Genomic DNA, 26965 nt, shown 5'->3' with positions numbered 1-26965 from the left:
GGTCGACCTCTCTGCTCCTCCCCGCACTGTCTGAACGACGACAGGACATATCCATGCCGACGGGCACCTACAACCTGATCGACCAGCCGTGCATCCCCGTACGCTGGAAACCCGACACCCCACCGGTCGACACGGCCGCTGGGCTCCCCGACCGGGTCGGATTCCGCGAACTCCTGCTGCGCAGTCAGGACATCGAGACCCTCGCCGTCGCCGACGCCCCCGCGCACGCGGCCCTGTTGCGGGTCCTGTATGCGATCACCGCGCGGGTCGCCGACCTGACCGAACAAGGTCCGGCAGGCGACTGGGACGAGCGCCGGCTGGATGTCCTGGACGAGGGCCGGCTTCAGGCCGCGAAGGTCGACGCCTACTTCGCCCAGTTCGAGGACCGCTTCTTCCTGTTCGCCCCGGGCGGCCGGCCGTGGATGCAGGATCCCCGCCTCGCGGAGCAGTGTGATGCCTCGAAGACCGCGGGAGTCAACAAGCTTGTCGTTACCCGCCCCTCGGGTAACAACCACTCCTGGTTCCGGCACGACAGGGACACCGCGGCCGAGCCTCCTACCTCGTCCGAAGCCTTCCTCAACCTCCTGGTCTGGCACTACTACGGCCCCTCCGGGCGCTGTTCGGCGCGAGAGGTGAGCGGGGTCAAGAGCGCCAGCGCCACCGCAGGTCCGCTGCGGACGGCCCTGTCCTACCACCCCGAGGGCGCCTCCCTGTTCGAAACGCTGCTCGCCGGTCTCGTACCACCGGAGACCGGAGTCCGTGGCGAGGAGGACCTGTGCCCGTGGGAGCAGGAGAATCTGCCCGACCCCGACCGGCCGCCGCGCGCGTCGAAGGGGCCGCGTTCCCGGCACACCTGCCGCTCCCAGCACGCACTGCTCCTCGTTCCGGACGAGGACGGCGCCCATGTACGCGACGCGTACATCACCTGGGCCTACCGGGGGGAGCGGATGCCGCGCGAGGACGACTACCTCATCTGGCAGACCAGTCAGCAGGGCAACCGCTACCCGCGGCCCGCCGACACCGGCCGGGCGTTGTGGCGGGACCTGGATGCGCTCCTGCTCCAGAACCCGCCCGCCGGCAACGCTCACCCGCAGCAGCCGCGCGTGTTCCACAGCGCTGCGGAGGTTTCCGAGGACCTGCGGGTACGGGCGCTGGGCTTCGACCAGGAAGGCCAGGCCAAGGACACCCAGTTCATCGACGCGAGCACGCCGGCTGTGCTCGGATTCGCCGAAGCCAACGACGCCCGCACAGTCCCCGCCGTCGCCCGGCTGCGCCAGCTCGGAGAGCTGTACGGACGGCGACTGGACCGAGCAGTGAAGCGGGCCTGGGCCACGTACGTGGACGACGCCAAGGCCGACGGTGCTGCCTGGGCAGCGCAGGCCGGCGCCCGCTACTGGCCGCGCGCCGAAGCGGAGTTCTGGGCGCGGTTCCGTCTCCTGGACCGCACTGGCGCCATCCCGGACGGCGGCTTCGACCGGGTGGCCACACGGCGGGCGTTCGTTCGTCTGGCCGAGCAGGCGTACGACGCGGTCACCGCGCCGGTCACCCGGACCCTGCGCGGCGCGAAAGCCGTCTCGCAAGCCCGGGCCGAGCTCTACGGCGGAACACCGAAGAACCGAAGTGCCGTGCCCGCCCCCCGTGACATGACCAAGGAGCCCACCGCATGACCATTACTCCCCCGCCAGCCACGACGGAGGCCGCGAACCCGGCTGGACCTGCGGCCCTGCCGATTCCGCGACAGAGCACGGGGGCCGATGTGGGGCGCTCGCGCGCATTCACCAACTGGGTCGTCCAGCTCTGCAAGGAAGACCCGGGCGCCCGCAGCGCGCTGCGCAGCGGGCTGCGCAAAGACCTCGACTCGGTCCGGCGCATGCACCGCCTGGTCGCGCCCTGGCTCCCGGATTCACGCTCCGAGGACGTGGAGCGGGCCTACTACGCCGTCGCTGCGATGATCGCAGCCCAGCCCCGCAGCACCCTGAACTCACCCGACAAGGCTCCAGACGTTCAACAGCAGCAGGATGCTGAGCAGACCCCAGGGGGACGCACCCGGCGGGGCACCAGCCTTGGGGCCGCGCTCGCCATCGCGGTGACCGAGGGGCCCGGCCGCGAAAAGGAGATGAGGGTGGGCACGGCGGAGAGCCGTCTGAACCTGCTCACCCGGCAGAGTGTCAACGGACTTCACCGGCACCTCCCCGCCACCGTCGGATACCTGTGCTCGGTGGGGGTGGACATCGACTGGGCCCAGCTCATCCACGACCTCAGCAACTGGCGCCGGCACTCCGGGCGCATCTCCCGCACCTGGCTCCAGGACTTCTACCGCCAGCGGAACAGGGATCTGACACGGCAGGCGGACCAGGCCGACGAGCTGGAGCTGACCACCGACGCACCTCAGCCCCCTACAGGGTCCTGACCCTCCAAGCCCTCCGTCTCGCACCGGTCGTCCCACCGACCAGCCCTGACGAACACCTCCCGCAATCCCGCACGAAGGAGTCACCCCACCATGGCTAAGCCCGCGCGTTTCATCGACATCCACATCATCCAGAGCATTCCCTTTGCCAACCTGAACCGGGACGACACGAACTCGGTCAAGACCGTCCAGTACGGCAACGTGATGCGGACCCGGGTCAGCAGCCAGTCCTGGAAGCGCGCCGTCCGCGCAGTCTTCGAGGACCGCATCGGCCAGGCGGCCCTGCGTACCCGCCGCATCGGTGAGCGGGTCACCCGGTTCCTGGCCGAGGAACACGGCTGGCCGCAGAACCTCGCGGAGCGGGCCGGCGCCCACATCGCCGCTGCCAGCAGCATCAAGTTCGAACTCGCGAAGGACCCCAAGGACGCCAAGCAGAGCGTGCCGAACAAGGTCTTCACCAACGCGATGGTCTACGTCCCTGAATCCGCCGTGACCGAACTCGCCGCCCTGGCCGAAGAGCACCGCACGGTGCTGGAGGGCGCGAAGGACATCAAGAAGCCGGCCGACAAGAGCATCCTGCCCGCCGACCGGGTCGACGCGGTGCTGCGCTCCCGCAACGGCGTCATCAACCTTTTCGGCCGCATGCTCGCCGAGGTCGACAACGCCGGCGTCGACGGCGCCGTCCAGGTCGCCCACGCACTGACCACCCACGAAACGGACGTCGAACTCGACTACTTCTCCGCTGTCGACGACATCACCGCCCACTGGGGCGACCAGAGCGGCAGCGGCCACATGGGGCACGCCGAGTTCAGCGCCGGCACCTTCTACCGCTACGCCACCATCGACCTGCGCGACCTCGCCGCCAACATCGGCGACAACCCTGACGAGCTGCGCGAGCTCACCGCGGCTTTCCTCAGCGCGTTCGTTCTTTCCCTGCCGCAGGCGAAGAAGAACTCCACCGCACCCCACACGATCCCCGACCTCGCCCACATCTCCGTACGCGCCGACCGCCCCCTCTCCTACGCCGCCGCGTTCGAACGCCCCGTCCTCGCAGCCGGCCACGGCGGCTTCTCCGACCCCTCACGCACCGTCCTCGCCCAGTACGCGGAGACCGCGAACGGCCTCCTGGGCACCGATGCCATCCTCCAGTCGGGCTGGGCAGGCGTCGACGTCAAGGGTCTCGACGCTCTCGGCACCCGCCACACCGGCTTCGACTCCCTGATCAACGCTGCCCTCGACACCGCACTGGCCGTGCAGTCCGCCGGAGACGCGGCATGACCACACGAACCAACGCGCCTGCCCCGGAGGCCGGGCTCCTGCTCCGGCTGACCGGCCCCCTCCAGTCCTGGGGGCTGCACAGCCACTTCAACGAACGCGACACCGCCGCCTTCCCCACCCGCTCCGGCATCATCGGCCTGCTCGCCTCCGCCCTCGGCCGCCGCCGCGGCCAGCCCATCGACGACCTCACCCGACTCCACCTCACCGTGCGCACCGACCGCCCCGGCATCATGCTGCGCGACCTGCACACCGTCGGCGGCGGCCTCCCCGCCAAAGCCACCGTCACCACCGCCGAAGGCAAAAAACGCCCCGGCGACACCGGCACCCTCCTCACCCACCGCTACTACCTCGCCGACGCCGCCTTCACCGCCGCCCTCACCCTCCCCCAGCACAACGCCGAGAGCGCCGCCTTCCTCGACCTGTGCGCCGGCGCCCTGCGCGCCCCCCGGTGGCCGCTCCATCTCGGCCGCCGCTCCTGCCCACCAGAGGGCCCCCTCCTCCTCGGGCAGAGCAACGACGCGCTGCACCACCTCATTCACCTGCCGCTCGCCGCTCTCCCCGCACGGGGCCAGGCCGGCGAAGACCGGCCCGTGGAGTTCCTCGCCGACCGACCACTGACCAACCTGCCGGTACAGGACCGCATGATCAGCACCATCAGCGAGGACGGCTCCCACCCCTCCAGCGAACTCAACGACCAACCCCTCACCTACCACCCCACCGGACGCGCCTACCGCGCGCGCCCCCTCTACCGGCGCTCCCTGCTCCTGCCCCACTCCCAGTTCGCCGGGCACGGCACCGACCAGCTCACCGCCCTGAGCGACTACCTCACGCATCAACTGAACACCCCGGAAGGGAACCGGCGATGACCCTCTGGCTCACCCGCATCGTCCCCGACACCCGCTCCCGCGACGCCCGCCGCGACCTCACCGGAGCCATCGGCATGCACCGCCGCATCATGAGCCTGTTCCCCTCCGACGCCGGCCCCGACCCCCGCGCCCGCTTCGGCGTCCTCTTCCGCACCGAAGACACCCCCACAGGCCCCCACCTGCTCATCCAGTCCACCCACGAACCCGACACCAGCAGCCTCCCCGACGACTACGGAACCACCCTCACCCGCCCCCTCGACGCGCTCATCGACGCCATCCGCCCCGGACTCACCATCCGCTACCGCTGCGTCGCCAGCCCCGTCCGCAAACCCGGCGCCACCACCCGCGCCCTCTACAACCTCCCGCCCGTCGTCCCCCTCACCGGCACAGCCGCAGACGAGTGGTGGCTCCGCCAAGCCGACCACAGCGGCATCAAACCCCTCACCCACCACTCCCAGCCCCTCGACACCATCCAAGGAAACCGCCAACCCGACGGCGCCCCACCCCAACGCATCCGCCACGCCCGCACCCAGTTCGACGGCACCGCCGCCATCATCGACACCGACCTGCTCCGCCAAGCCGTCCTCAACGGCATCGGACGCGGCAAGGCATACGGCTGCGGCCTCCTCAGCATCGCCCCCGCGAGGCAGCCCTAATGACCCCACGGCCCACCACCACCAAGCCCCTCAGCACCAGCAACGCCCGACGCAAACTCGCCGCACCCACCGTCGCCATGCTCCCCCGCATCGCCGACTCCCTCTCCTTCCTCTACCTCGACATCGTCCGCATCCACCAGGACGACACCGGCGTCTGCGCAGAAGTCACCACCGAACAACGCGGCACAGAAACCGTCTACCTCCCCACCGCCGCCCTCAGCTGCGTCCTCCTCGGCCCCGGCACCTCCATCACCGCACGCGCCCTCACCACCTTCGCCCGCAACGGCACCACCATCCTCACCACAGGATCAGGCGGCGTCCGCTGCTACTCCGCAGCCGTCCCCGAATCCCTCACCACCACCTGGCTCGAACGCCAGACCCGCGCCTGGACCAACGACACCCACCGCCTCGCCATCGCCCAAGCCATGTACGAACTCCGCTTCGGCAACGGCACCGCCACCGACGGAACCACCCTCGACAAACTCCGCGGCATGGAAGGCCAACGCGTCAAAGCCCACTACCAACTACTCGCCCGCCAATACAAAATCGGCCGCTTCCGCCGCGCCTACGACCCCGCTTCCTGGGACACACAAGACCCCGTCAACCTCGCTCTCTCCTCCGCCAACACATGCCTCTACGGCATCGTCCACGCCGCCATCACCGCCCTCGGCTGCTCCCCCGCCCTCGGCTTCGTCCACAACGGCAACCAGCAGGCATTCGTCTACGACATCGCAGACCTCTACAAAGCCGAACTCACCATCCCCCTCGCCTTCTCCCTCCACGCATCCCCCAACCCCGAAGGCGAAGCCCGCCGCTCCTTCCGCCACGAACTACGCCTCTTCCAACTCCTCCCACGCATCGTCACCGACATCCAGCAGCTCCTCGACCCGAGCCGCACCTACGAAGGCCCCGACCCCGAGGAACAGATGGTCGACCTCTGGGATCCGGTCACAGGCTCCGTGCCCGCCGGCGTGAACCACGGGGCACAGCCGTGACCCACCCACGGGAGGAGCACCTCTCATGTCCTCGATGATCGTGATCTCCGCCACCGCCGTACCCGACCACCTACGCGGCGCCCTCACCCGCTGGCTCCTCGAAGTCACCCCCGAGCTCTACGTCGGCACCGTCTCCGCCCGCGTCCGCGACGAACTCTGGGCAGCCGTCACCGCCTGCACCAACGACGGCCTCGCCGTCCTCGCCCACCCCGCCGACAACGAACAGGGCTTCCAACTACGCACAGCAGGAACCCGTCGCCGCGAACCCCTCGACTTCGACGGCCTCACCCTGATCGCCTTCAAACGCGAAAGTCAAGAAACAGCAAAGCCCGTCTAACAGGCCAGGTCAAAGAGGGTCCTCTCCGCGCGAGCGGAGGTGAGCCGTCCATTTCAGCGCACTGGCGCGGCGGCGGGCCGTCCTCTCCGCGCGAGCGGAGGTGAGCCGCACGCCGCAAGGCGATCGAAGCCGGCGTATTCGTCCTCTCCGCGCGAGCGGAGGTGAGCCGTCGATGAGCGCAATCGCGCAGGTCCCCCCGCAGTCCTCTCCGCGCGAGCGGAGGTGAGCCGTTCATCTACCGCATGGGCGTGCTGCGGCGTTCGTCCTCTCCGCGCGAGCGGAGGTGAGCCGGCGGCAAGCCAGGCGCCCCGAGTGCCGAGCAGGTCCTCTCCGCGCGAGCGGAGGTGAGCCGCCGGGCGACCTGCTGTTCTGGGCGAAGGGCGGGTCCTCTCCGCGCGAGCGGAGGTGAGCCGCTCCATCTTGCTTCCGGCGGCTATGGCCGCCGGTCCTCTCCGCGCGAGCGGAGGTGAGCCGCAGGAGTTCGGGGACGTCTTCGACGGCCTGCGGTCCTCTCCGCGCGAGCGGAGGTGAGCCGCCGATGAGGCGGCCCTTGTCGTCCTTCGACGCGTCCTCTCCGCGCGAGCGGAGGTGAGCCGGCCCCAGCATCTGAGCTCACCGACACCGGCCGGTCCTCTCCGCGCGAGCGGAGGTGAGCCACGACGCGAGCCGGTCACGACACGGACAGGGCAGTCCTCTCCGCGCGAGCGGAGGTGAGCCGCCTTCGGGGACCGTGGTGGTCCGGCCATGACAGTCCTCTCCGCGCGAGCGGAGGTGAGCCCTCATCATGAAGGCGACGATCTCGGGGGTGGCCGTCCTCTCCGCGCGAGCGGAGGTGAGCCGCCTCTGGCGCTGTCGGGCTGGACGCCGAGGTAGTCCTCTCCGCGCGAGCGGAGGTGAGCCGTCATCGAGCTGGTCATGGACCGAGACCTCCAGCGTCCTCTCCGCGCGAGCGGAGGTGAGCCGCTTGTTACTGAGACGTTCTTCGGTGCTGAGTGGTCCTCTCCGCGCGAGCGGAGGTGAGCCGGGCCGCGAGGTCGAGATGTAGTCGGGACTCATGTCCTCTCCGCGCGAGCGGAGGTGAGCCGTCGCCGACCTGCTCCGCCAGGCCGCCTCCTCCGTCCTCTCCGCGCGAGCGGAGGTGAGCCGGCGTCCGCACCGACCGGTGGCTGGTCCTCGCCGTCCTCTCCGCGCGAGCGGAGGTGAGCCGTCCTCCAGCCAGACCCCGTTGTCGACGCCGCCGTCCTCTCCGCGCGAGCGGAGGTGAGCCGCAGGACGCACTCGACTGGGGCCGTGCCCAGGAGTCCTCTCCGCGCGAGCGGAGGTGAGCCGCCGCGGCCGTCGAGCAGGCCCCGGCCGACGTCGTCCTCTCCGCGCGAGCGGAGGTGAGCCGGAAACGGCGTACTGGGATCTCCACCAATTCTGGTCCTCTCCGCGCGAGCGGAGGTGAGCCGGCGGACGCGGTCTGCACCTGGTGGAAGCGCTCGTCCTCTCCGCGCGAGCGGAGGTGAGCCGTACCTCGGCTTCAACCTGGGTGACCCGAAGCTGTCCTCTCCGCGCGAGCGGAGGTGAGCCGGTCTCCGGGCGGGACATGCCGCAGGCCCGGTGGTTCTCTCTGCGCGAGCGGAGGTGAGCCGCGCTACGACCACGAGGCGCTCTGCGACCTGCTGTTCTCTCCGCGCGAGCGGAGGTGAGCCGCTGGAACAGGCGGCGAAGAAGGCCGTCCTCCACTGTTCTCCGCGCAAGCGGAGGTGAGGCGGCGCTTGACGCTTACGATGGGTCGTGAGATGAGCACTCTCCGCGCGAGCGGAGGTGAGCCGCCTACGGCTTGCCCGATATGGGGGTTGGTCGGCGCTCTCCGCGCGAGCGGAGGTAATCCACACCAGGAGGGGAGCTCTCTCCCTCGAGAGAGCTCCCCTCCTGGTACGCCATGGTCACTCCTTCGTCATCGCAGCATGGATCCACACGAATACGGCGAAGACGAGACTCCAGAAACTCCAGCCCAAGCTGGCAGTATTCATACCTCAGCTTCCTTTCATTGAGGCAACCGCGTTCGACAGGCCGAGGAATAGCGCCGAGGGCGCACGTCAAGTCGAGATGCACTAAAAGCCTACCGCTTGTCCGTCGCAAAACTGAGGACCACGAGACCGAGGTATCCCCACAAAAAAGAAGATACTTTCACATAATTCTTTTGGAGATAAAGGCGACCTCTTGCAACGGCTAACACAATGAGTTGATCTGTCGGCGGGTGATCAGGCAGCAGGCGAGCTTGAGGAAGGCTTCGTGGATGTCGGCTCGGCGTTCCCAGCGGATTCGGAGGCGTTTGAAGCCGTGGAGCCAGGCGAAGGTGCGTTCCACGACCCAGCGGTAGGTGCCCAGTCCGGTGCCGTGGAGGGTGCCGCGGCGGGCGATGGCCGGCACGATCCGGCGTTGGCGGACCTGGTCGCGGTAGATGTCGTGGTCGTATCCGCGGTCGACGAAGAGGGAGTCGGGCTTGCGTCGTGGGTGACCGACCCTGCCTCTGACCGGCGGAATGGCGTCGATCAGAGGCAGCAACTGGGTGACATCGTTGCGGTTGCCGCCGGTGAGGATCACGGCGAGCGGAGTGCCGCGGCCGTCCGTGATCAGGTGGTGTTTCGATCCGGATCGGGCACGGTCGACCGGACTCGGTCCCGTGTGGTCCCCCCTTTTACAGCCCGCACATGGCTGGAATCGGCCACGGCCCGCGACCAGTCGAGACGAGCCGCCGCGTTCAGCTCGGCCAGCAGCACTTCATGCAAGCGCTGCCAGACACCGGCCTCGTTCCAGTCCCGCAGCCGTCGCCAGCACGTCATGCCCGAACCGAAGCCCAACTCCTGCGGCAGGAACTCCCATTGAATGCCCGTGTGGAGTACGAAGAGGATGCCGCACAGCACCTTCCGGTCGGGCAGCGGCTTACGGCCCGGGTGCCGGAACCGACGCTCCTTGCGCGGCAGGAGCGGCTCGATCCGCTCCCACAAGTCATCCGACACGATCCACGGCAAAGTCCCCATGCATCGCCAACGCCCAACTCCTGACGCGGACACGGCCACCAAGGCCCAGCCACCTCATTGTGTTAGCCGTTGTTAGTCACGCTTGATACGCATAACTGAATCCGATATTCGGATCACCCGACAAGGACGCCAACCGATTTTAGACTAAAACTTGTTCCGTAACTGCTGGTCAGTAATGAGATGATCTTGCCGTGTCTGGTGTGATCACGGCCTCGGACCCGTCCTGGATAGCCCCGTTCACCAGGCTGGCCCCGCGCCCGTTCGGCACGCTGATCACCGCCCTCGGCGTGAGGGCGCCGATCCGGTGCGCAAGGGCCGGCCTTGGAGCCTGTCGCTGGAGGACCGCGTGCTCCTGGTCGCCGCGTACTGGCGCACGAACCTGACCTTGCGACAACTGGCTCCGCTGTTCGGGGTGTCCAAGTCGACAGCCGACCGCATCATCGACCACCTCGGACCCGCACTCGCCCTCCAGCAGCGCAAGCGGTTCCGCAAGGGTGCTCTCCCCGCGTGCGGAGGTGAGCCGCAGCGCCTGCCTGTTCAGAGAGGCGGGCGGTGGGTCCACCAATTGGCTGACCACGAGGAGCCCCGCGCTGCGCCTGACCGAGGCCCTGCTCGAACAGACTGCTGCCAAGATTCAGCACCGCACCACGAGAGGCGAAGCCGTTGTTTGGCTCAGTTCTCGGCGGTCCTCCTGAACCAGCCGGTAGACCTCTCGGGCCACATACCGCTTCAGGCAGCGGATGACTTCCCGCCGCGTCTTGCCCTCCATCACGCGTCGCTCGTAATACGCCTGAGTCCTCGCATCCCAGCGCAGCCGACTCAACACGATGCGGTGCAGCGCAGCGTTCGCTTGCCGGTTCCCGCCGCGATTGAGCCGTCGATGCTGCCTGTTCCCGGACGAGTACTCCACTGGGCTCACCCCGCACAACGCGGCAAACGACGCCTCGCCGCGCAGGCGGTCGCTGTTGTCACCCAAGGCGGTCAGCAGCACCGCTGCACTGTGCGGTCCGATGCCCACAGCGTCAATGAGCCGGGGGTGATGACACCGGACCAGGTCCGACAGTCGGCCTTCCAGCACTTGGGCCTGCGCCCGCAGCTGCTCGATGCGCTCAGCCAGCACGCGTAACGTGAATCGTGTCGCCCTGGCCACCGGATCCGTATTGTTGTCGCCCTCGCTCAGTTCCAAACAGGTTCGGACAAGCGCACGGCGGGACAGTGTGGCCAACTCTAACCGCAGGGACGGGTCGGCGGTGACGAGGATCGCCTTCAGCTGGTTTGCCGCCTGTCGTTGCGCATTCACTGCGGAGTCCTTGGCCACGAGGTACAAACGCGCCATTTCGGCGGGGCCGCCGCCTTACTTCACCGGCGAGCGCGCACGACCGCTGAGGACCGCACGCGCAGCGGCTTCCGCGTCGCCTCGGTCCGACTTGCTTCGCCGGCGGCGAGCCGCACGCCCAGGGCCTGGAGCCTCAAGGACCTCGATTCCCTGCGACAGGAGATGACGCGCCAGGGCCGCACCGTAATTCCCGGACGACTCCACTCCGGCCCGACGTATGTCACCCAAATGAGCCGCCCAGGCGTGCAGTTCCTGATAGCCACTCGCAGTGGCCGGGAAGCGCTCGATTCCCAGCGTTCCTCCGGTCATGGCAACCACGGACGCAACATGAAAATCGCGATGCGTGTCCACCCCGAGTACCGCCTCCGTGGCACCCTTGGGAGCTTTGATGGAGCGGGCAGATTCTGGTGGAATGATCATCCCTCCGCCCCGGCAATGAATTCGCCATGACCGCACTGCTGGCCCGGACAAGCGGTCACTAGTGAGACAGTGCACGTTCACCGCGCAAGGCAGTGCTCTGGACACGCTTGCCCGAACCCGCTTCCGAGCGCACCACCTGGCCTCGTGAACGACACTGGATGGTCAGGGCACTTCGGACCAAAAAATCTCAGGAGTCAGCTCCGACGCTGCGGCGGTACGCCTCCATCCTTCCCAAGCACTCGCCTGCCGCACACACATACCATCCCCCGCGGCAGAAGCACTGATGCATGGCAGCGCCCACGCCCCAAGGGGGCGCGCCCCCTTGGGGCGTGGGCGCTGCACGCCTGGGCGGTCCACATTCCCGTACGAGTCTGAGAACTGCGGGCCTGAATCAGAATCGATGCCCGACGCTCCGGACGACACTTCAGTGCCACGATACGGCGATCTCTCCGCATCACCTTCTCTACCGATAGCAGGTCCGATGCTCCACTGAAGCGGGGGCGGCCTGGGCCAACGGACGTGGGGCACAGGCGGGGGAATATAGAGGCGAACCGCCGGTTAGCCCGTGGGACGGCGAAGCCGCATGGGAGTACTCCGGTGCGGCTTCGCCGGATCCGTCCAGAGTTTTCGCCAGGGCAGACCTCGATGGCGCCTGGTCGTATCACTCGCGTATCACACAGCAATCACCAACTGGTCAGACCTTTCCAGACCAGAACCCTCTGACCTGCGATTTCGTGTCCGCCCTGGACTGGCGAAGACGTCCCCGGACGGTTTCTACAACCTGTGCCACGTGGTGCCGAGGGAGGGGCCCAGAATCAGGATCGGCAGGTGTTCCGGCCCGTCGAAGCGGTATTGCAGTGATTCGGTCTTGTCCTCGGTCACGGGTTCACACCCTTGTCCGTCACGATCTTCACGCGCCTGCGCGAGTCCTCCCCCCAATACCTCCGGCGCCGGAAGCGGGTCCTTCACGTCCGGCTTCACGTGCCGCTTCCTCGTCGTCCCCACGTCGGTGTGCCCGGCCCACTCGGCCAGTGGGTGATCCGGCACGCCGCTGACGGCGGGGTACGTCAGGCAGGACGCCCGAGCATCGTACGGACGAACCCCTTGGAGGCCGTTCGTCCGCCCCGGTGGCAGCCCGCCGAACGCGGCCCGACGATGGTCTGAGATCCCATTCCCAGGAGGCTTGATGAATTACAGGATCAGCGTCCTGTTCCGAGCCATCCCCGTCCTCATGGGTGCCGTTTCGGCCGCCCTGGGCGGTTACGTCCTCGCCCACGCGTCCGGACCGAGCGCACGCGTCGCCGGTCTGGTGCTGGTCTTCCTGTCCGCGATCTGTCTGTGCCTCTTCGCCACCGCGGCCACGATCATCAGACAGCTCATCAACCGCTACACGGCTCTGGACCGGATCATGTACCCGGTCTTCGGCTTCGCGGTCAGCGGGGTCACCATCGGCTACGGACTGTCCCTCCTGACGGAGACACCGCGGCCGCCCCCCGATTTCGTCGCCGGGCACGTGGTCCTCGGGGTCGGCATGATCTGCGTCTGCGTCTCGTCCGTGGCCACTGCCTCCACCAGGTTCGTACAGATCACCAAGAACTCCGCGCTGCCCGAGGGGTCCCCGCCCCTCTCACCGGCACCCTTCACCCCCCTCACCGTGCGCACGCTGCTGGCGCTCCCGGCCCTGGCGTCCCTGGTCACCTGGGCATGGGCCATTGTCCTGCTGGCGGGCGGGGGCGGCGGACTGCCGAACGGGCGCTTCACCGCCGGGCACGTCATGGTCGGGCTGGCACTCGTCTGTACCTGCCTGATCGGCCTGGTGGCCAGTATTCTGCGGCAGATCCAGAACACCTACGCCCCGCGCGACCGTGTCCTCTGGCCCCCCGCGGCCGCCGCGCTCGGCGCGATCGGGATCGTGTGGGGGCTGATCGTCATCGCTGTCCACACCCGGCCCGCCCAGCTCGCCTGCGCCTATGTCCTGATCGGTCTCGGACTGATCTGCTGGAGCATCCTGAGCAAGGTGCTGCTGCTGGCCCTTGTCTGGCGGCGAACGGCTCCGCTGGCCAACCGCGTACCACTGATCCCGGTGGGCACGGCCCTGCTCTGCCTGTTCCTGTCCACGTTCCTCTTCGAGTCCGCCGACCCCTCGGTGGTCGTCGCCGCACGGGTCCTGGTCGGACTCGGAGGCATCTGCTTCTCGCTGTTCTCGATCGTCTCCATCCTCGAGAGCGGGACGAGCGGCGGCGACAGTGACGGGCCTGCGAGCAAGGCCGGCGGAACTCGTCCTCCCGACGACAGCGGCCGGGTCCCGTCCTGATGGATCGTCCCGGGTCCGCTCACCGCCGCCCCGGGCCCGCCCGGCCGCTCCCCGGCGCCTACCGCCTCGGTTCCCAGGCCGCCGCGCACAGCGACTCGGCCACGGCGGCCGAGTAGCGGGCCGCGGTGAGCCAGTTGGTGGCGAAGCCGTCGGTGTCGGCGGGGAGGAGGCGGCCGAAGTGGTCGCGGTCGCGCCGGGCCGCCGATGCGCACAGGGTGGTGAGGAGTCCGGCGGCCGTGGGAAGGCCCGCGCGGCGGAGGCGGGCGGCCTCGGCGGTGACGTCGCCGAGCATGCCGAGCGCGGCACGGCCCGCCGGGACGGTCTGGTCGATCCGGCGCTCCAGGAGGTGCAGCGGCGAGTCCGCGCCCCAGTCCCCGGGCTGCGCCGGGGCGAGGTGTACGGGGGCCGCAGGGTCCGGGAGGTCCGCGCGGCGAAGGCGGTCGAGGCCGAGGTCGACCGTGCCCTCGCCCGCCGGGTGCGAGCAGGCGAGGAGGGTGAGCCGGGGGTGGGGAGCGGGCACCAGGCGGCCGATGATCCTCAGCCGGGTACCCGGCGCCGTGGCCAGCAGCATCAGGTTGTCGCGGTGGGCCAGCGCCGGGTCGTCATCGGCGACGGCCAGGCGGACGGGGACGCCGCCCCCGCACAGCGCGAGCAGGCAGACGCCGTCCGGCTCCCTGACCGCGCCGAGAAGTTCGACCTCCAGGAAGAGCAGATCGCTGCCGCCGCCTCCCGTGTCCGCGTAGCGGGAGGTGGACCGCAGGGCGCGGGCCGCCTGTTCGGACGGCGGTGTCTCCCACAGGGCGGCGAGCGGAGGCTCCGTCCATGCCGCGCCCCGGGCGGTGACGGCCTTGACGCCCTTCCCTGCGCCCAGCCTGCCGTCCGGGGAGACCGTCGCCCCCGAGACCGCCAGGCCGGCCCGGCCCAGCTCCCGGTGGGTGAGCGCGCTGTCCCCCAGACGCACGGCCCGGTCGGCCACGCCCAGGGCGCGCCCGGCGCCGCCGGGGGCCACGTCACCGACCGTGCAGAGGCGCCCGTCGGGTGCGGCGACCCAGGTGCGGACACCGCCGTGCCCCGAGTCGGTGACCACGGGCTCGGTGAACAGGCCGTACAGACGCAGCGAGCCCTCCGGGCTGTACGGGCGGCGCGCGCGGCCTCGGACGGCGGCCAGCTCCGCACCGGCCGCCGCCCCCACCCGGTGGGCGGTGCCCAGGAGTTCGGCCAGAGCCGTGACGAGGTCGGCGGTCCGGTAGGAGGGGTCCCCGGAGCGGGCCGCGCGCAGCAGCGTGACGACGGAGAGCGCGGCGCCCGCGGGGCGCGGCAGGTTCCGGAGCCTGGCGGTGTGCGCGGCGCGGAGGAGGACCGACTGCGTGACGGCACCGGCCCCGTCCACGCCGGCCTCCAGCACGGCCGCTCCCGCCGACCACAGAGCGTCGGCCGCGGCACGCTCGGATGGGCTCGCCGCCCCGGGCGGGGAGTCGGGGGTGGACTCGGCTGCGGGTCCGGGGACCGGGCCGGAGGCGGACTCGGCGGCGGGGCCGGGGGGCTCCGCGGTGAGCTGGTCGGCCGGGTCCGCCGCCGTCTCCGCGTCCGGGTCCCTCTCCTCGTCCGGTGCCGGGTCGGCCGTGGGGGCGGCGCAGGCGGCAGCCGCGCGGTGGACGCACGCCGGGGCGAGGAGACAGCCACAGGTGATGGCGTCCACCGTCGCCACCGTGCCGCCCGGGGCGTGCAGGCGCAGCTCGGTCTCGTCGTCGACCGCGATCGTCACCGTGTCCCCGTCGCGGTGCGTCGGACGGGCGCCGAGCTTGGTGACTGCCGCGTCCAGCCGCTTGCGCAGCCGGGGCGAGAGGTCCTCCACCAGCGTCGCCGTGACCTCCGGCGCGACGGGTGGCAGCTGGGCGGCGTTCATGCGGTCTTCTCCCCTATCCAGCGGGCCAGTTCGAGTGGGCTGAGCGCCGCCACGGGCATGCCGGCGGCCACGAGCTGCCCGGCGACGCCCGTCGAATAGCGGGGCCGGCCGGCGTCGTCGAGGCTCGCGCATCCCAGGACGTGGCAGCCGGTGGTCACCAGGGCCCGCACCTCGGCGAGCAGTCCGCCGAGCGGCGCGCCCTCCTCGAAGTCGCTGATGACGACGACGAGGGTGCGGCTGGGCACCTCGATCAGGCTGCGGGCATGCCGCAGACCGGCGGCGATGTGCGTGCCCCCGCCCACGCTCACCTCCAGCAGGAGCGAGAGGGGATCGTGCACATGGCCGGTGAGGTCGACGACCTCCGTGGAGAACGCCAGGAAGTGGGTGCTCAGGGTCGGCACTCCGGCGAGTACGGAGGCGGTCAGCGCGGACCAGATCGTGGACGCCTCCATGGACCCGGAGACGTCGGTGACCAGGATCAGGCGCCAGTCGGCCGACCGGCGGCCGCGGCCTCGGAACACCGGTTTCTCGGGGATCACCTGGACCGTTCCGTCGGCCGTCCGGCGGGCGGTGGCCAGGTTGGCGCGCAGCGTGCGCGGCAGGTCCAGCCGGCCGCCGGGGCGGCGCGTCGGCCGGGCCAGCATCGTGCCGGTGAGGGCGGGGCGCAGCCGGGTGGTGAGCTGCCGGGTCAGTTCGTCGACCAGGCGGCGGACCAGGGGCCGGAGCGCGGCGAGGCGGGCCTCGGGCAGGCCGCCGGCGTACCGCAGGACCGTGCGGAGCAGTTCCACGGAGGGGGTGGCGGCAGCGGGGTCGAGCTCGGTGAGAACGTCCGGCCGGCCGGTCGCGGCCGCCGCGGCGAGTACTTCTTCACGGACACCGGGGCCGAACAGCGCGGCCAGTTCCTCGGACCACTCGCGGACGCCGGGGAACGATGGCTCCCGGCCGCCGCGCGAACCGCCACCGGGTCCCGGCAGGCCGCCACGGGAACCCTCGCCGTGTCCCGCGCCGTAGAGCTCGTCCAGAGCGGTCGCCAGGCGTCCGGCGCCGGACGGCAGCCGGTCGGGCCGCCGGCCGAGCACGAGCCGCCACCGGTCGGCGGGCGCGAGGGTCCGCACGGGGTCGGCCTGGGTGGGGGCCGGGGCCTCGCTGGGTGTTTCGGCCTTCGTGGGGGCTGGGGCCCCGGTGGGGGTTGCTGCCGCGGTGGAGGTTGCGGATACGGGTGTGGGTGCGGCGGCTGGTACGTCGATGGGGTGCCGCGCGGCTCGGTCGCCGGGCAGCGGTGGGAACCCGGCGTAGGGCGCGGGCGCGGGTGGCGGGACCGGCAGGCCGAGGCTGGGCCCGGGGGGCGGGGCACACCGGCCGGGGCCGTACGCGGGTGGCAGGCCGGGGCCGTACGCGGGTGGCAGGCCGGGGTCGTACGCGGGGGGCGGGACCGGCAGGCCGAGGCCGGTGAGGAGGTCGCGGGCCGCGAGGTCGGCGGCCGTGCGGCGGGCCTGCTCGGCCGGGTCGTCCGCGTCGAGGGTGTCCACCCGTTCGCCCAGCCGCTCCTCGACGGTGTCGAGGAGCCGGTCGCGGGCGGCCGGGCTCAGGGTGTCGAAGCCACCGCGCAGGGCGGGCAGCCGGGCCAGGAACGCGTTGTCGTCCAACTCGACGACCCGGTGCAGCAACGGGTCCAGGGCTCCGACGCCGACGGTCAGCAGGGGGCCCGCCACCGTCAGGACGCCGGTGAGGCGGGCGGTGAGCGCGGCCCGGGAGGCGCTGTCCGCGGCTCCGTCCACCCAGGAGGCGACGCGCCCGCCGAAGGCCTCGGCCTCCTCGTGGCCCGTGAGCACCCGGACCGCTCCGGCGGCCGCCGCGATCAGCGGGGTGCCGTCTGCGGCGAGCCGGGCGAGGGCGTCGGTGAGCCGGATGCCGCCCACCCGGTCGGCGCGCTGGGACAGTTCGAGCAGCGCGCGGGCGTCCGCGGGCTCCTCGGAACCGGTCAGGCCGTCGACCTGGCGGACCGCCGCCGAGGTCAGGAGTTCGGCAGCCCGCGCGGTGCGGGCGGACCGGGCGGGGGCGTCGGCGCCCGGGTCCTGTGGGCCGTCGGGGGCGTCCGGGCCCGTCAGGTGGCCGGCGTCGATGCGGTCCAGCAGGTCGAGCCCCGCGAGGAGTTCGGGAAGGGTGCCGCTCGCGGGGAGTACGGCCGCCAGTTCCGTCAGCCGTTCGCCGGCCAGGGCGGGAAGCCCGCACCGGGCGGCCTCGGTGAGGCCGTGGACGACCTGGGCGGCCGTCGGGCCGCCCTCCGCACGCTCGGCCCCGTGCCGCTGCCGCAGCACACCCTCGGCCGCCTGGGCCGGGGTGACACCACGGGCCCCCGCCGCGGTGAGCATCGCGGCCGTCGCCGGCGTCCACCGCACCTGCCAGCGCGTCGTGAGTCCTTCCGTGCCCGCCGCGCCGGTCACCTCCTGCTCCCGGGCGTAGGGGATGCCGCACACCGTCAGCCTGCGCAGCAGCAGTTCGCGGCGCCGGTCCAGGACGGAGCGCGCCGGGTCGAGCCGGAGGTCGCGCGGCGTCTTCTCGTGCGTGTCCCCGGGGCCGGGGAGGGAGAGCGCCTCGGCCTCCGCCTCGACGGCGGGTCCCAGTCCGCTGCGCGGGGCGGCGGACGCGGGCCGCCCGGTACGGGCTCCGACCAGTACGCGTTCGAGTGCCCGGGCGACCGCGCGGCCGGTGCCGTAGGTCTCGCCGCGCCCCAGCACCGTCTGTACGGCTTCCAGGAGTTCACCGCGGCCGGGGGCGGGCAGATCACGCAGGCGGGCCAGGTCACCGGCCACCCGGACGATCTCCCGCCCGTCCGCCGGCCCGAAGGGGTGGCCCTGTTCGCGCAGGGCGGCGCAGACACGGACCGCGGTGCGGATCAGCGCCTCGTGCAGCGCGTCCGGGTCCCCGGCGGCCTCCAGGACGATGTGCTGCCACTCCGGATCGCGGATACCCGCCGGGTATCCGGACCGCGCGTCGAGCAGCGCGTAGGTGTACGGGACCAGGGAAACCGTGCACTCCGCCGGCCCGGCAGCGCCGTCCGCGTGGCCCTCGGGGGCGGGATCACCGGCCGTCGGCATCCCCGGCGCCTCGGACACGGGCCCCCCAGCCGCGTGCCCGAGCAGCGCTGGGGTGTGGAAGGCCCCCACCACCACGGCAGGGCGCCGGCCGTTCGCCAGGGACTCCGCGACGTGGGCGCGCATGCATGCCTCGCGCGCCAGGTCCGTGCCCCGCACCCCGTCCCGTGCCTCCGCCTCGTGGCGCAGTGCCCAGCCGGTGAGCAGGGCGGCGCGGCGGAGCGCCTCGGGGGTCGAGCCCGGGGCGAGGGTCTCCACCAGCCGGTCCCACAGGTCGTCGCCGTCCCGGCCGGTGAGCCGGGAGCGGAGCGCGTCGGACAGGCCGTGCCCCTCCCCCGGCACGAGTGCGGGGGCCGGGGCCGGGGTGTCCGGACAGGCTCCCGCCCACGCCCGGTCGGCCAGTGGCAGATCGCAGGCCACGGCCGGGACCCCGTTTCTCGCCGCCCAGCGCAGAGCGACCAGTTCGGGCGAGAAGTCGGCGAACGGGTAGAAGGAGGGGCCCCGTTCGCCTGCCGGTCCTGAGCCGGGCACGGCGGCCAGCGCCACCGGTGCCTCGGTCTCCTCGTGGGCGAGCCAGCCCAGCCAGGGCTGGAACTCGGCGGGCAGTTCGACGAGAAGGACATCGGGCGCCGCCGCGTCCAGCAGGGACGGAAGGGCGGCCGCCAGCGAGGGCGCGTGGTGGCGCACCCCGATCAGGAACGGCAGCCCCGGCCCGGTCGCCGCGAGGGCCGCCACCGCACCCTCCGGCGAGGCGGGCGCGGCCGCCTCGGGCGAGGCGGTCCCCGCACCCTCCGGCGAGGCCGGCGCGGCGGCCGGGTCCCCCGTCCGGGAGGCGGCCGGTCCGGCGGCGGTGGGCGACGCCTCGGCGGCCCGGGGCCCCGCCGCGGTGGGCGCCGTCTCGGACACGGGCCGCGGCTCGGGCGTGGTCGACTCGGTCACCGTCAGTTCTCCAGCACCGTGCGCAGGTCCCACAGGGCGCGCCAGGTGGCCGACCCCTGCTCCGCGCGCCTGCGTACCGGACCGTCCCAGTACCCCAGCAGCCGTGCCACGTCTGCGGGGTCGTCCTTGCGGACGACGCCGAGCATGTGGCCGGGCAGGAGGGAGAGCACGTCCCGGTCGCCGGGGAAGTAGGCGGCGGCCAGGCCCAGGGAGCCCGCGACGGAGACCGCCTCCGCCGTGCTCATCACCGTGGAGGGCCGTTCGACCTCCCAGCCCTCCACGGAGCGCCCCTCGCGCAGGTCCCGGAAGGCGGTGACGAGGGCTTCGAGTACCGCGTCGTCCACCTGGTAGGCGGCGCCCACCCGTTCGACGGCCGCCCGCGACTGGCGGCGGACGAGCGCGGTCTCGGCGTCCACGTCACCGATGGGGCCCACGGTCTCGAAGTTGAAGCGCCGCTTCAGCGCGGCGGACATCTCCGAGACGCCCTTGTCCCGCAGGTTGGCGGTGGCGATGAGGGTGAACCCGGGGGCCGCGTGCATCTGCGCGCTCTCGCCGCCCGCCAGTTCGGGAACCGCGATCCGCCGCTCGGAGAGCAGGGACACCAGGGCGTCCTGGACCTCGGGCAGACAGCGGGTGACCTCCTCGACGCGGGCGACGGCTCCCCGGGTCATGGCGGTGAGCACCGGGGAGGGCACCAGGGCCTGTTCGGTGGGGCCCTGGGCGAGGAGCAGCGCGTAGTTCCAGCCGTACTTGAGCTGGTCCTCGGTGGTGCCCGCGGTGCCCTGCACGGTGAGCGCGCTGGTGCCGCAGACGGCCGCCGACAGCAGCTCGGAGAGCATGGACTTGGCGGTGCCCGGTTCACCGACGAGGAGGAGACCGCGCTCTCCGGCGAGGGTGACCACGCAACGTTCGACGAGGGCGCGCTCGCCGACGAACTTCTGCTCGATCACCAGGCGGCGCGGCACTCCGGCCGCGGGTACGGCGCCCTTCGGCAGGCTCAGCGCCTCACCCGCGCTGCCCATCACGAAGGTGACGACGGCGCGCGGGGTGAGCAGCCAGCCGGGCGGCCGGGGACCGGAGTCGTGGGCGGCGAGGAAGGCCAGTTCGGTGGCGTACCGGTCCTCGGGCAGGGTGACCTGGCGGTGCTCCCGGCCGGGCGCCGTCACCCGGCCGGGGGCCCTGCCCGTGGTGGTGCTGTCCGTGGTGGTCGTGGCGTAGTCCGTCATCGGCGGCGGCCCTTCCGGGTTGCGCGGGTGTCCAGTTCTTCGAACGCGGGGGCGTCGCCGCCGCGGACCCGTGCCCAGGCGGCTGCGAACAGCTCGGGCACGGGGAGGTGGGGCAGGGTCCGGGTGTCCCCGGACACGGGGTACAGGCGTTCCTTCCAGGTCTCCAGCGGCAGTCCGGGGGCGCCGCGTTCGAGCCAGCCGCAGGGGAGGAACAGGGTGCGGCCGGCGCGGGAGCGCTTGGCCTCCAGAACGAGGTCCGTGGCGGCGAGTTCCGCCCGCGCCTTCTTGATCCGGGCCGGCTTCCACTCGGTCCAGCGGGCGCAGTTGCGGTCCGTCGGGTCGGGCAGGGCGAGCAGCATCAGGTAGAGAGTGGCGGCGTCGGCGCTCAGGCCGAGGGTCTCGGCGGCCTCGGCCACCAGGTCCGGCACCGCTCGCGCCGGGTCCTGGGCCGGGTGGCAGGGGGAGCCGTCAGGGGCACCCGACGAGGCCAGCGCCTCGGTCTCCGCGCTCAGCAGGGCGCGCAGGGCGAGAACATCGTCGACGCTGTGACGGCCGGCGCATCCCTCGATGAGGCCGAACGCCGGGTCGTGGGGCCCCGCCAGTGCGGCAGGGCGGATCAGTACCTTCTCGTTGCTGCCTCGGGGGGCGGCCAGGAGCAGCGCCTCACCGGCCCTGACCAGTCCGTCGGCTTCGCCGCCGCCCGCCTCGGGGAGCCCGTGCGCGGCCCGGATCGCGGGGCCGACCGGGCCGCCCGTGTCGGTCCAGAGCGAACCGAGGTCCAGGAGCAGGTCCGGGTCGGCGAGGCGGCCGCGCAGGGCCGCGAGCCCGACGGGCAGGTGTGCCCGCAGGGGGTGCCCGTACGGCAGCGTGTAGGCGAGGGTGCGCAGGGCGGTCAGGGCCGCGGAGACGATCCCGCGTGCGCCCACCTGGTACAGCCCCGGCCGTCCGGTGCCGTCCTGGACACGGGTGCCGTGGGAGAGCCAGCCGCGGGAGTCCGTGTTGAGGACGAGGTCGACGTCGCCGGCGTTGGTGCCCGACAGGTCGAGGTCCAGCTCCTCGGGGACGCGGGCGAGGGAGCCCAGGCGCTCCTGCCAGACCCCTGCCGCGGTCGCGACGTCGGGGCCCGTGGACCACAGCTCGGCGGGGTCGGCGGGCAGCAGGGCGCGCACCAGGGCGTGCCGGTCCTCGCGGGGCAGGGCGTTCAGCCTGGCCTGGGCCGCGTCGAAGGCGCGTGTCTTCGCCCCGAGCAGTGCGAGTGCGTCGGCGCCCGGCTCCTCGACGGCCGCCGACAGCAGGGCGGCGGACTGGAGGGGGCCGATTCCGGTGGCCGTGTGGAACGCCTCGGCGGCCTCCGGGCGCCAGGGGGCCGGGCCCTGCTCCCGCACCAGGGCGGTGAGCCGGGTGAGCCGGTCGCGGTCGATGCCCTGCCGGTAGACGTACTCGTGGTCCAGGGTGAAGCCGGGTACGGGATCGAAGGCGCCGGTCGGGTCGTGGTCCAGGGCGAGCCAGCGTGCCGCGTCGTCCCGGGTGTTGCGGCCTCGGTCGGCGATGACCACGACGGTGCGGGCGCCCCTGCGCAGCACCTGGCCGAGGCGGTGCACGGCTTCGGGGCGTCCCGGCAGGGACGTCCCTCCGGGCAGCAGCGGCTCGACGAGCTCCACCTGCCGGACCGTCCCCGCCGGGTCGGCCAGCGGGCCCGCCGCGAAGGCTTCCAGCATCAGCAGGAGCCCGGTGCGGTGCTCGGGTGAGGTGGTCGCGGAGGCCGCCCGGTAGGCGAGTTGGGGCAGCTTGTCGAGCAGAGAGGTCCAGAGCGCGGAGGTGTCGGGCACGGTGTACTCGTCCCGCTGCCAGCCGTCCCCGGGGTTGAAGGGGACCTTGGACGGTACGGGCGGGCCGAACGCCGGCTCGCCGCCGAGGACATGGTTGACGGCGAGAATCTGCCGGATCGCGGTCCACTGCCTCCCGGCCCTCCACCAGCCGCCGCGCATCCGCTCGAAGCTCCAGGCCGAGGCGTTCCGCAGGGTCGTGTCGTCCCCGTGCTCGGGATCGTATTCGTGGAACATGCCCAGGGTGCGTGCGGTGTTACGGGGGGTGGCCGGCTGTGCGGGCTCGGGCGGTTCCAGGTACCGGACGGTTGCGACGGCCCGGTCCACCGCGTTACGGACGAGCCCGGTGACACCCGCGAGGAGCCGTGCGTCGGTCACCTCGGGCAGCACCCGCGCGACGGCCTCCTGGCTCAGCTCCTGCGCCGAGGGCCCGGTGTACTCCTCGACCGCCCGGTACGCGGCCAGGTGCCGGGCGACGGCGTCGACGACCTCGTTGAACAGCTCCTCGGCCCGGTCGTCCGTCAGGTTCCGCAGGGCCTCGGAGCCCCGCTCGTCCCTCGGGCGCAGGGCGTGCCAGTAGGCGAGGGGAGGTACGTAGCGGGTGCCCATCGCGTCCTCCCCGCCGGAGGATCCCGGGGTGACGTCCCAGAGGCTGCCACCGGTGCCGTCCGTGTCCGCCGGATACGCTTCGACGTACCGGTGGTTGAGGACCATGCCCGGCCGGGCCCCGCCGGGCAGGGTGAGGGCGCCGAGCGGCACCTGGAATCCGCCGCCGGGCAGCGGGTACGGCAGGCTGAGCGTGTGGCCGTCGGGGGTGCCGGCGGCGATCCGGTGCCCGTCGGCCGGGGCGGCCGTGCCGGGCTCGGTGACCGTCTGCCGGACCCAGCGGCCGAGGACCGTGCCGTCCGTGCCGAACGGGGTGGCCTCCAGACCGGGCTGGAGGGGCAGCACCTGGCAGTGCTCGGTGAGCAGCCGGGCGCCGTCCCGCACACCGGAGCGGAGGAAGGCGGGGAGGGACGCGCGGCCGTGCGTACCGCCGACGGGGTCGTACTCCAGCCACACCCGCTGGTTGCCCTGGTGTCCTTCCCGCCAGTGACCGGTGCCGTCGGAGATGACGGCGCGCTGCGGCGGGAGTGAGGTGTCGCCCGCGTGCAGGGCCTTGCCACCCGTGGCGCGGCCGCCGCCGGGCAGCGGCAGGCAGACCTCGTCCGAGGAGCCGCCCCAGCGGGAGATCTGCTCGCCTCCGACGGTGAACACCTCGGCGGGGCGGTGCGACCAGTAGCCGCGCTGTTTGCCGTCCTCCCACCAGATGACCAGCAATTCGCCGTCGACGTAACGGAAGGCGGGCGTCCGCCAGTGGTCGACGGTGGCGGGCAGCCGCAGGGTGTGGCGCAGCAGCACGCCTTCCGGGCCGACGACGACGGCCCGTTCGGGCGTGTTCAGGATCAGTGCGGGCCAGGCTCCGGTGACGCCGACGCCCTCCGACCGGGGGCGCGTCGCGGTTTCGGCGGCCAGTTCGGCGTACGTCTCGTCGAGCGCGGGCCAGCCCAGTTCGTCGAAGACGCCGGTGCGCAGGGTGGAGGCGAGCAGCGGCACGACCTCATGGCCTTCGAGGAGGCGCACGGCTTCCGGGGCGACGTCCGCGATCACGGTGCCGAACGCCGAGAGCTTGTGGAGGGCGGTGCGCAGCGCGGGGAGCCCGCGCGCCGCCACGTACTCCTGGGCGTGGGCGGTCAGCCATTCCCGCAGGAGTACGGAGAGCACCGGGTGCGCCGCCAGCGTCGCCATGCCGGTGTCGCCCGGGCGCTGGCCGCGTCCGGTGCCGAGGTCGCCGATGTTCCGCCGCAGGAGGGCGCGGAGGACCGGCTGTGCGGCGAGCGCAGTGAGGTCCCGCGCGCCGGGCGCGGTGTCGGTGAGCCACGGGCCGACCGGGAGGCCGAAGGAGCGGGATGTCTCCGTTTCGTGGCCGTCCGGCACGGCGACGGGGACGCCGGAGGCCAGGCAGAGGTCCAACAGGTCCAGGTCTGCGGTGCGCTGCCAGCGGCCCTGGAACAGCTCGACGGGGCGCCCGTCGGCGCGCAGCCGGTCCGCCATCCGGGAGGCCAGTTCGAGGGTCTGCGGGCTGCGGCCCGGGGTGGCCCGGTTGCGCCGGCGGTGTGCCTCCCAGCGGGCCAGCCAGTCCGCCGGGGAGACGGACAGGTCGGCCGGGGCGTTGCCCGAGGTGTCCGGGAGGCCGGTCAGCAGGTCCTCGGCGCCGGACTCCGCCAGCAGCGCGAGCCAGCCGAGTTCGCCGTCCGTGTCCCGGCCGCTCTCGCCGAAGGTGTCCGGGAAGAAGCCGAGGAGCCGGGCGCGCACGGCCTCGTCCCTCCGGGCGAGGGCGATGAGCGCGGGGCGGTAGGCGGTCCAGAAGGAGGCGGGGGCGCGGACGACGCCCGGGGAGCCGATCAGGTCGGCCACCAGCTCGCTCTCGGCGGCCTCGCGGTCCAGCCCGGCGCCCTTGACCAGTGCGCGCACGTCCTGCGGCAGCGCCGCGTACGGCGGCATGCCGGCCGCGCAGCGCTCGACCAGCAGCCGGCGGAACTGCGCCCAGGCGTCGGCCGGTTCGAGCCGGGCCACCAGGTCGCGCACGTACTGCCGGAGCGCCTTGACGGTCAGGGCGCCGGCGAAGGCGAACTCCAGGAAGACCGCGCGCTGCCGGTCCTCGTCCACGACCAGGCCGTGCACCCGCTCGGCCTCGCGGGCCTTGCCGAAGAACGAGGCCGCGTAGGTGGTGTTCTCGGCCTGGAGGAAGAGGCGTGCCACCTGCTCGTAGTAGGTGGGGAGGAAGTGGGGAACGGCCCGCCCGAGCGTGGTGCCGAGTGCGTCGAAGCCCTCCTTGGCCGCTCCCGCGCGGGTCCTGGCCTGCCGGCCCAGCCGCTCGATGTCCTTGACCAGGGCCAGGGCGTGGTGCCCGTTGGCCGGGTCGTTGACCAGTGCCCAGGCCGGGAAGCCCAGCGTCTCGCGGCGCACCTGGCCCACGACGGGGGCCTCGGCGGTGCGGGTCAGCCCGAGGAACTCCAGGGCCAGGTCCTCGGCCTCGCCGAGCGTGCCGGGCACGAGCCGGACCAGCGGGCGGTCGCCCAGGGCGGTGTGGGTGTAGGTACGGGCGGTCAGCGCGTCGGCGTCGTCCCGGTCGGTGGTGCCGGCGGGGAGGATCGCGCCCGCGTCCAGCAGGGCCGCCGCGCGGACCTCCGGGATCCGGGTACGGGCGCCTTCGCCCCCGGCCTGGGCGGGGAGGGATGCCGCGCCCGCCGCCGTCGTGTTCGCTTCGGTGTTCGTCGTCGTGATGCTCATGCCGCCCGCTCCTCGTCCTCCACGTCGCGGCCGGCGTAGAGCGCCGCCGCCATGCGCATGCCCTCGGACCACGCGACGGGGCCGAGTTCGGCCGCCGTCAGCGCGCGCCCCGTGGGGTCGGTCCAGCCCAGCGGGCCCGTCTCGGTGTCGTACCCGCCGTATCCGTCGTGCTCGCCGATCCAGATGCGCGCCTCGACGGTGGCGCCGTCCTCCACGACGGGGCAGACCGCGTAACCGCCGCGCGAGCGGTATCCGAGCTGGGTGACGCGGCCGTGCAGGAAGCGCATCTCCTTGAACGTGCCGCCGGCGTAGGTGTCCACCGAGCTGGTGTCGGGGGCGAGGCCCGCCGGGCGGCGCCACACCTCGCGGAACAGCTGCTTCACGTTCTGGCTCACCCCGAGTTCGACCGCGAACTCCCGCAGGTCGTCGAGGTCGTCGAGGAGGACGGGGTGGGGCACGCTGACGACGTCCGGGGTAATGCGGACCGTGTCGCCGTCCAGGTCGACGAGGCCGAGACCGCGGTCGGGGTCGACGTCGCGCAGGAATCCGGCGACGCCGCCGCCCGCGCCGGTGACCACGACGTCCCGCAGGGCCGCCTGCCACGCCGGGTCGGGCCAGACCCGGGCGAGCACGGCGGTGGGGACGGGCAGCGAACGCACCATCCACTGCTCGACATCGGTCAGGCACTGGCCTTCGTGCCGGTCGAGCCACTCGGTCAGCTGCCTGAGCCCGACGACCGCCGGGTCGTCCTTCAGCTTGGCCGGGACGGACTTCAGCCGCCGGCCCTTCCCGTTGCGGCAGACCACTGTGCCCGCATCGAGGGCGACCTCGTAGTCGCCCGCAGGAACCCACCCCATGCGCTGTTCTCCCCGTTGTCCAGGACGTCCGCCGATTCGGCGGCACGCCGATGAAACCCGTCGACGGCGACGCACCGTGACGAGTGGGAGAGACTCTAAGCGCCCCCAGTGACAACGAGGCCGGCCGCCTCCGCCGCCTCGGGCC

At 72.3% G+C, this 26965-nt stretch carries 16 protein-coding genes, 2 pseudogenes and 1 CRISPR repeat array; of the genes and pseudogenes, 9 read left to right on the top strand and 9 right to left on the bottom strand.

All coding sequences use genetic code 11. The features are described 5' to 3' along the window. The first annotated feature begins 53 nt into the window (after positions 1-53). The 7 genes from casA (at position 54) to cas2e (ending at position 6539) form a co-directional block, all read left to right on the top strand. Entirely contained in the window at positions 54-1667 is a 1614-nt protein-coding gene (casA, locus tag P8A18_RS29090; protein WP_306059282.1) for a type I-E CRISPR-associated protein Cse1/CasA, read from the top strand. Further along, positions 1664-2410 carry a type I-E CRISPR-associated protein Cse2/CasB gene (gene casB, locus P8A18_RS29085; protein ID WP_306059280.1) on the top strand — a complete coding sequence of 249 codons (747 nt, stop codon included), beginning with the start codon at positions 1664-1666 and terminating at the stop codon, positions 2408-2410. Before casA ends, casB begins: the two co-directional genes overlap by 4 nt. Positions 2411-2500: 90 nt before the next feature. Continuing rightward, a complete protein-coding gene (gene cas7e, locus P8A18_RS29080) occupies positions 2501-3685 on the top strand; it encodes a type I-E CRISPR-associated protein Cas7/Cse4/CasC (protein WP_306059278.1) in 1185 nt (394 codons plus the stop codon). Beyond that, positions 3682-4551, top strand: a complete 870-nt coding sequence (gene cas5e, locus P8A18_RS29075) for a type I-E CRISPR-associated protein Cas5/CasD (RefSeq protein WP_306059276.1) — start codon at positions 3682-3684, stop codon at positions 4549-4551. Before cas7e ends, cas5e begins: the two co-directional genes overlap by 4 nt. Continuing rightward, positions 4548-5207 (top strand): type I-E CRISPR-associated protein Cas6/Cse3/CasE, encoded by a 660-nt coding sequence (gene cas6e / locus P8A18_RS29070; RefSeq protein WP_306059273.1) that lies wholly within the window; start codon positions 4548-4550, stop codon positions 5205-5207. Before cas5e ends, cas6e begins: the two co-directional genes overlap by 4 nt. Next, complete coding sequence (gene cas1e, locus P8A18_RS29065; RefSeq protein ID WP_306059271.1) at positions 5207-6202, top strand: type I-E CRISPR-associated endonuclease Cas1e; 996 nt, start codon at positions 5207-5209, stop codon at positions 6200-6202. The genes cas6e and cas1e overlap by 1 nt, the downstream gene beginning before the upstream one ends. Before the next feature lie 25 nt (positions 6203-6227). Next, positions 6228-6539, top strand: a complete 312-nt coding sequence (gene cas2e / locus P8A18_RS29060) for a type I-E CRISPR-associated endoribonuclease Cas2e (protein WP_306059268.1) — start codon at positions 6228-6230, stop codon at positions 6537-6539. Positions 6540-6557: 18 nt separating this feature from the next. Next, positions 6558-8416: a CRISPR direct-repeat array (repeat unit 29 nt; unit sequence GTCCTCTCCGCGCGAGCGGAGGTGAGCCG). Between the two features lie 340 nt (positions 8417-8756). Here the strand turns inward: cas2e and P8A18_RS29055 are convergent. Beyond that, positions 8757-9585: pseudogene (locus P8A18_RS29055) on the bottom strand (IS5 family transposase). Between the two features lie 174 nt (positions 9586-9759). Here P8A18_RS29055 and P8A18_RS29050 point away from each other — a divergent pair. After that, a pseudogene (locus P8A18_RS29050) lies at positions 9760-10061 on the top strand (helix-turn-helix domain-containing protein); the annotation flags it as partial. A gap of 141 nt (positions 10062-10202) precedes the next feature. Here P8A18_RS29050 and P8A18_RS29045 read toward each other — a convergent pair. The 3 genes from P8A18_RS29045 to P8A18_RS29035 all read right to left on the bottom strand — a co-directional run bounded on the left by P8A18_RS29045 (position 10203) and on the right by P8A18_RS29035 (position 12305). Beyond that, a complete protein-coding gene (locus P8A18_RS29045; protein WP_306059266.1) occupies positions 10203-10868 on the bottom strand; it encodes a transposase in 666 nt (221 codons plus the stop codon). 54 nt (positions 10869-10922) lie between these two features. Further along, a complete protein-coding gene (locus P8A18_RS29040; protein ID WP_306059264.1) occupies positions 10923-11324 on the bottom strand; it encodes an IS110 family transposase in 402 nt (133 codons plus the stop codon). A gap of 774 nt (positions 11325-12098) precedes the next feature. Beyond that, a complete protein-coding gene (locus P8A18_RS29035) occupies positions 12099-12305 on the bottom strand; it encodes a hypothetical protein (RefSeq protein ID WP_306061305.1) in 207 nt (68 codons plus the stop codon). Positions 12306-12510: 205 nt separating this feature from the next. Between P8A18_RS29035 and P8A18_RS29030 the strand changes: the two genes are divergently transcribed. Further along, positions 12511-13638, top strand: a complete 1128-nt coding sequence (locus P8A18_RS29030) for a DUF2776 family protein (RefSeq protein ID WP_306059262.1) — start codon at positions 12511-12513, stop codon at positions 13636-13638. 58 nt (positions 13639-13696) lie between these two features. On the opposite strand, the gene P8A18_RS29025 is transcribed toward P8A18_RS29030, so the two are convergent. From P8A18_RS29025 to P8A18_RS29005, 5 genes are read right to left on the bottom strand one after another with little or no spacing between them, the layout of a single operon-like run. After that, entirely contained in the window at positions 13697-15544 is a 1848-nt protein-coding gene (locus P8A18_RS29025; protein ID WP_306059260.1) for a hypothetical protein, read from the bottom strand. Next, entirely contained in the window at positions 15541-19578 is a 4038-nt protein-coding gene (locus P8A18_RS29020) for a vWA domain-containing protein (protein ID WP_371933727.1), read from the bottom strand. The genes P8A18_RS29025 and P8A18_RS29020 overlap by 4 nt, the downstream gene beginning before the upstream one ends. A 2-nt stretch (positions 19579-19580) precedes the next feature. Beyond that, a complete protein-coding gene (locus P8A18_RS29015; protein WP_306059258.1) occupies positions 19581-20804 on the bottom strand; it encodes an AAA family ATPase in 1224 nt (407 codons plus the stop codon). After that, a complete protein-coding gene (locus P8A18_RS29010; RefSeq protein WP_306059256.1) occupies positions 20801-25963 on the bottom strand; it encodes a hypothetical protein in 5163 nt (1720 codons plus the stop codon). Before P8A18_RS29010 ends, P8A18_RS29015 begins: the two co-directional genes overlap by 4 nt. Further along, positions 25960-26820 (bottom strand): DUF4132 domain-containing protein, encoded by an 861-nt coding sequence (locus P8A18_RS29005; RefSeq protein ID WP_306059254.1) that lies wholly within the window; start codon positions 26818-26820, stop codon positions 25960-25962. Before P8A18_RS29005 ends, P8A18_RS29010 begins: the two co-directional genes overlap by 4 nt. Between the last annotated feature and the right edge of the window lie 145 nt (positions 26821-26965).

The sequence above is a fragment of the Streptomyces sp. Mut1 genome, assembly GCF_030719295.1.
Classification (GTDB): Bacteria; Actinomycetota; Actinomycetes; order Streptomycetales; family Streptomycetaceae; genus Streptomyces; species Streptomyces castrisilvae.
This window is presented reverse-complemented; position numbering and strand designations above follow the sequence as displayed.

What these genes read in the sequence shown, in the direction of transcription:
- P8A18_RS29025 (WP_306059260.1), bottom strand. Translation starts at nt 15,544, where the DNA reads ATGAACGCCGCCCAGCTGCCACCCGTCGCGCCGGAGGTCACGGCGACG.
- P8A18_RS29010 (WP_306059256.1), bottom strand. Translation starts at nt 25,963, where the DNA reads ATGAGCATCACGACGACGAACACCGAAGCGAACACGACGGCGGCGGGC.
- cas2e (WP_306059268.1), top strand. Translation starts at nt 6,228, where the DNA reads ATGTCCTCGATGATCGTGATCTCCGCCACCGCCGTACCCGACCACCTA.
- casB (WP_306059280.1), top strand. Translation starts at nt 1,664, where the DNA reads ATGACCATTACTCCCCCGCCAGCCACGACGGAGGCCGCGAACCCGGCT.
- cas6e (WP_306059273.1), top strand. Translation starts at nt 4,548, where the DNA reads ATGACCCTCTGGCTCACCCGCATCGTCCCCGACACCCGCTCCCGCGAC.
- cas7e (WP_306059278.1), top strand. Translation starts at nt 2,501, where the DNA reads ATGGCTAAGCCCGCGCGTTTCATCGACATCCACATCATCCAGAGCATT.
- P8A18_RS29005 (WP_306059254.1), bottom strand. Translation starts at nt 26,820, where the DNA reads ATGGGGTGGGTTCCTGCGGGCGACTACGAGGTCGCCCTCGATGCGGGC.
- P8A18_RS29040 (WP_306059264.1), bottom strand. Translation starts at nt 11,324, where the DNA reads ATGATCATTCCACCAGAATCTGCCCGCTCCATCAAAGCTCCCAAGGGT.
- cas5e (WP_306059276.1), top strand. Translation starts at nt 3,682, where the DNA reads ATGACCACACGAACCAACGCGCCTGCCCCGGAGGCCGGGCTCCTGCTC.
- P8A18_RS29015 (WP_306059258.1), bottom strand. Translation starts at nt 20,804, where the DNA reads ATGACGGACTACGCCACGACCACCACGGACAGCACCACCACGGGCAGG.
- casA (WP_306059282.1), top strand. Translation starts at nt 54, where the DNA reads ATGCCGACGGGCACCTACAACCTGATCGACCAGCCGTGCATCCCCGTA.
- cas1e (WP_306059271.1), top strand. Translation starts at nt 5,207, where the DNA reads ATGACCCCACGGCCCACCACCACCAAGCCCCTCAGCACCAGCAACGCC.
- P8A18_RS29030 (WP_306059262.1), top strand. Translation starts at nt 12,511, where the DNA reads ATGAATTACAGGATCAGCGTCCTGTTCCGAGCCATCCCCGTCCTCATG.